This is a genomic window from Sunxiuqinia dokdonensis (assembly GCF_001270965.1).
Taxonomy (GTDB): domain Bacteria; phylum Bacteroidota; class Bacteroidia; order Bacteroidales; family Prolixibacteraceae; genus Sunxiuqinia; species Sunxiuqinia dokdonensis.
Genome location: NZ_LGIA01000105.1, coordinates 1 through 2,487, shown reverse-complemented (window position 1 = coordinate 2,487; position 2,487 = coordinate 1). Strand labels below are relative to the sequence as shown.

Here is a 2,487-nt window from a genome sequence, read left to right as displayed (position 1 = left end):
AAAAATTTCCCAACCATTAAGCAAGCCCGTTTTTGGATGACCTTTGGACAGGAATACCTGACTCACTTGCGGGGAATTCAAAATAAATTTTCAAAATCTCATGAATCAGTGGGTTGTCATCCACCACCAAAATGGTGCTGCCCTCAATAAAAGAGAAGTTTTCCACAAGCGAGCGTTCATTTTCTTTGGCCGCCTTCCGGGTTGGAAATTTAACGGGTAAGGTGATTTGAAACAAGCTTCCCTCTCCCGGAGTTGAATCCAAACGAATCTGCCCCTTCATTAACGCGACGTATTTTCGAACAATGGACAAGCCAATCCCCATCCCTCCGTAGGCACGCGAATAAAACTCATCAATTTGCCGGAATTGCTCAAAGATATGTTTTGAATCCTTTTCTCCCATTCCAATTCCGGTGTCGCGCACAGACAAGATCAGGTGCTCAGCTGTTTTGTCGATCTGCATGCCAAACTCAATTTCTCCCGTGTCGGTAAACTTCACCGCATTTTTGAACAGGATCGACAAAATCTGGATGGTTTTGGCATCATCCACCAAAACTTCTGTAAACAGGCAGATATCACCTGAGAAAGTCAATCGTATTTGATCCTGTTTCCCCGAACTGATCAGGATCTCCTCCAGGATTGCCCGCCCAATACAAAAAAGATCAACACCTTTAACCGCCCGGGGATGGCATGCTACCCGATTCCCGTTGGCCAGTGACAAATCGAACAAATCTTCCAGCAGGTGCAGCAGCTCATCGCCCGAGGTGTGAATCATTCCGGCCATTTCCTTCACAAGCTGATCATCGGAATAGTCAGGCAGAATACTGCTGAATCCCAGGATCGGGTTCAGGGGGGTGCGTAATTCATGACTGATGGTAGCCAGAAATACCGATTTTAACCGGGAGCTTTCCTCCGCTTGCTCCTTGGCCTGGATGAGTTCAAGCGCCTTTTCCTTCCTGATCAACTCCCAGGATATTAAATCAGTCAGTGAGCGCAGGAGATTCATATCAGTGGCGCTCCAAAGCTTCTTCCGCTTGATCGAGTCAAAGCCAACAAATCCTTTTAGCTCATTTTCATAGTGCATCGGGATAATCAAAATTGACATGACCTGCTGGTCTCCCAGAATGGCTTGCTCCCGGACTGCTTCATCGGGAATCTCAGCCAAATCCTCATATTGAATCAGCTCAAACCGATTCATCCGGCCCATGATCCACGGATAACTGTCAACCGGCATGCCTTGGAGTTGATCAAGCTGTGGCTCAATCCCTCGATTACACCACTCGAACGTGTTGTCCAAACGGGAAATATCATTGGACAGTTGAAACACGTAGGCCCGGTCAACCTGGGTAAATAGTCCTATTTCCTTTAGGGCCTCGTTGATCGAATCATCAATTTCCTCGGGCCGGCTATTCACAAAACGAAAAGAGATGTCGTTTAAGACCTGCTCCGCTTTGATATGATGTTTGATCTGCCGTTCATTATGCTTGCGCTCGGTCACATCGGAAATACTCAAATGCCTGGCCTTTTGTCCGCTAAATTGGATGAGCTGCGAATTTACTTCCACCGTGATTATTCGTCCATCCCTACGCTGGACATTCCATTCACCTTTGATTCGAAGCGAACCGGAGTCCTCCTGCAAAAGTTTGGCTGCCCGGTCCTGATCCGCATGATCCAGAATTTGTAACAGTTTCAGTTTCAACAGTTCTTCGACCTTGTACCCCATCAGGACCAGAGCGGCTTCATTCGCCTCCAGAAAATACAAACTTTCGGTGCTGTAGATGACCATGGGCTGCGGATTAGAGTGAAAAATATTTCGAAAAGAAGTGTCCCCTTTCCTAAGGTTCAGCTCGGCCTGCTTTATCGCAGTAATATCCTGAATCTGGCTGATAAAGGATTGGATTTCACCCTGTTCATTTTTGATAACTGAAACATACAACTGAGCCCATAACACCTGACCATCTTTGTGAATATACCTTTTCTCCAGGGTGTACGACTCGCCGCCACCCCGCTTCAATTTTTCAAATTCCTTGACATCCTTACTGATATCTTCCTCAAGGGTGAGCGTTCTAAAATTTTGATCCAATAATTCTTCCAGTGGATACCCCAAAAAGTGACAGAAGGCTGGGTTGGCATAGCGGATGGTGCCATCAAGTGAGATATTCGCAAATCCTATGGGTGAGCTTTCCAAAAAGGAAAAAAAGGGCAAGGTGTCGATTTCTTTCATTGGTGTTAAGGCAGCTTTTCTGAACAATTAATCAGCTCTTGTTCAAAATTTCAGTCAAATATACAATGGAATCGCATATTCCAAAACTTTTGATCAGGATTATTCCCTTTTGATTAAACAAACAAAAGTCACTCAGACTGCCTCATCTAAATTTAAAAAGGCAGAAAGCGGAACCCGCTCTCTGCCTCCTAATCGATCAATGATCCCTAAAGTTCAGCCAATTTTTTGTTTGGCCCCTTTACTTTTTTCCGGTTTGAGCTCTTCCG

At 45.4% G+C, this 2,487-nt stretch carries 1 protein-coding gene; it reads right to left on the bottom strand.

All coding sequences use genetic code 11. The features are described from left to right. Window positions 1–16: 16 nt before the first annotated feature. Window positions 17–2,221 carry a PAS domain-containing sensor histidine kinase gene (locus NC99_RS07325; RefSeq protein ID WP_053181615.1) on the bottom strand — a complete coding sequence of 735 codons (2,205 nt, stop codon included), beginning with the start codon at window positions 2,219–2,221 and terminating at the stop codon, window positions 17–19. Window positions 2,222–2,487 lie beyond the last annotated feature (266 nt).